The sequence below is a fragment of the Fischerella muscicola PCC 7414 genome, from assembly GCF_000317205.1.
In the GTDB taxonomy this organism is placed as follows: Bacteria; Cyanobacteriota; Cyanobacteriia; order Cyanobacteriales; family Nostocaceae; genus Fischerella; species Fischerella muscicola.
In genome coordinates, this window is the sequence record NZ_AJLK01000212.1 from 1 (window position 1) to 2,333 (window position 2,333).

General features: G+C 43.0%; 1 protein-coding gene. It reads right to left on the bottom strand.

The features are described 5' to 3' along the window. Nucleotides 1-96: 96 nt before the first annotated feature. Complete coding sequence (gene ltrA / locus UYI_RS0131245) at nt 97-1,851, bottom strand: group II intron reverse transcriptase/maturase (RefSeq protein WP_051035598.1); 1,755 nt, start codon at nt 1,849-1,851, stop codon at nt 97-99. Nucleotides 1,852-2,333: the final 482 nt, after the last annotated feature.

The following is a 2,333-nucleotide window of genomic DNA, read 5'->3' on the forward strand; positions in this document are numbered from 1 at the left end:
GTTTAATGGGTGGGGCGGGGATATCACTACCCCTTTCCCCCCGACAAACCGGACAAGCAAGTTACCAAGCATCCGGCTAAACGTAAATCCTAACGCTTACCAAAGACTTGATACCTCACCTTCAGACTCTCGCCCTACTAGAGGTATCGATTCTTGACAATTTAGCACAAATACCTCGCCTTCAGACTTTTGCCCTACTGAGTGTAGTTGTTGGTGACAGTAGTAATGCATCAGTTCTAGATTAGCGTAACTATCCTTGCCACCCTTAGAACGAGGAATTTTGTGATGTTTTTGTAGAGGTTCGTCGTTAAATAACGATTCTCCACAAACAGAACACTTATATCCTTGTTTTTGGGCTAACTTTTGGTAACTAGGAATTAAAGAGTGAGATTTCCTGTTGTTTCTTAAATCCCAGTATTCCCTTAAAGCTGGGTCATCAGGCGAAGCATCACCTTTAACCATAGTGTGCCTTCTGATGTTGAACCAACTAAACTTAAGAAGATACTGTCCTGTTTGCTTGTCACCAAACACCCAGTAATCGTTTCTATCTAGGTTTAGTCTCCCCCAGTAGCGATAATTATGCCAGCTAGTACTCTTGTTTGGATGCATTCTCTTGGCGTACCTTTTTCCTCTGACAAACATCCATCTATCTAATTTGCTGAATATATGTGAGGAAACCACAGTACGGTAATAATTAGCCACACCCCGAATAATAGGGTTAAGTTTACCTATCAAATAATTGACATTGTTGCTTTTATTTTCCAGCCAAACCTGTCTAATATTATTCCGTACGTCTTGCAAGGATTGTTTACTAGGTTTAATTAATACTTTCCAACCTGTTTTGGTATTTTTGTCTTGATACCATCTGATGTTAAAACCCAAAAAGTTGAAACCAACAGTTAAATGTACTATTGTGGTTTTAGCCTTGGATAAAGCTAAACCTCTAGTTTTCAAAAAGCAGGACAATTCATCAACCGCCCTGTTGGCATCTTCTTGGGTTTTGCAGAAAACTACCAAATCATCTGCGTAGCGCACGATACCACGATTGCCAAGTGTTTGACCATCTTTGTTGTATCGAATGCCAAGTGCAGATTCCATACCGTGCAAAGCAATATTTGCAAGCAAAGGGGAAATAATCCCCCCTTGGGGTACACCAGTTTCTGTATCGTGAAACACGCCCTTATCTACGTATCCCGCCTTTAGCCATTGTTGAATTAACTTCCTTGCGGGGAAGTTGCCAATGGTTTCGAGTAGAGGCTTATGGGCAATGTTATCAAAGCAACCTTCAATATCCGCATCTACCACCCAACTTTTAGTTGAGTTGCCTTTGGACATTGAATGTACTCTTTCTATTGCGTCATGTACGCCTCGACCGGGGCGAAAGCCATAGGAAGTTCTCTCAAAAAGTGCCTCCCAATAGGGTTCCAGAGCATTTTTGACAATGGCTTGCAGACACCTATCGATGATGCAGGGAATTGAGAGGGGGCGTTGTTTGGCGTTGGATTTACGGATATATACCCGTTTAACTGGTAATGGTTTCCAGGGGATGAACTTGGTAAGAATATCTACCAATGTTCCTCTTGCTGTTGGTGTCAAAACCAGTAATTTATCCACACCTGCTGTTTTCTTGCCCGAATTTAATTGTGTGACTCGTCTAACAGAAAGTACAATGTTAGAGTAACTACGCATTAGTAGTTTTTGAAGGTTGCGAACCCTCGTCAAGTCACCGTCTTTGGTCGCCTTGAAAATTCTCTGTCTAAGTCTCCTGACTACTCGGTTGGCGCTTTTCCAGTTGACGCTATTCCAGTCGGTAGTCCTTTCGGTTACGTTCACAATTGTTGATTGCATCATAACTTTTCCCGAAGAGTTCGGTTCCTTGTTGCATCGAAGTCAAGGGATTCACTCGCTGCACGTCAGCATCCTTTCGGGTTGGTTATTTAACCTATCTGCCCAGTTATGATTTCCTGTTTACCGTTGGGCGTGGCAGCTTTCGCTTCTTGCAGCGTCTTATACCCACTGGGGGATTCAAACTGAAAATTCAATTTCTACTTACAGCATCGTTTCTAGCTGTAAGACCCCGTTGGGGTTCCTTCATATCACACACAAGAGATACAACCACTCTGGGTTCCTTCTATACACCGGGGGTTGTTTGATGTCTTATATTCCGAGGACAGGGCGGAATATCTAACCCCATTTACTGTATCAGCCGTTTTCAGTAATTCCGCTTCACGATGCCTCGTCAAAGGTTCACTCTCGTTAACCCATGAATGGTTTTACCTTAGCGCTGCGTCCACGTTTCGGCTCGTAGATTTTACGCGTTTCCCTCTAGCTCT

Coding starts and splice junctions, on each gene's coding strand:
- ltrA (WP_051035598.1), bottom strand. CDS start 1,851: ATGATGCAATCAACAATTGTGAACGTAACCGAAAGGACTACCGACTGG.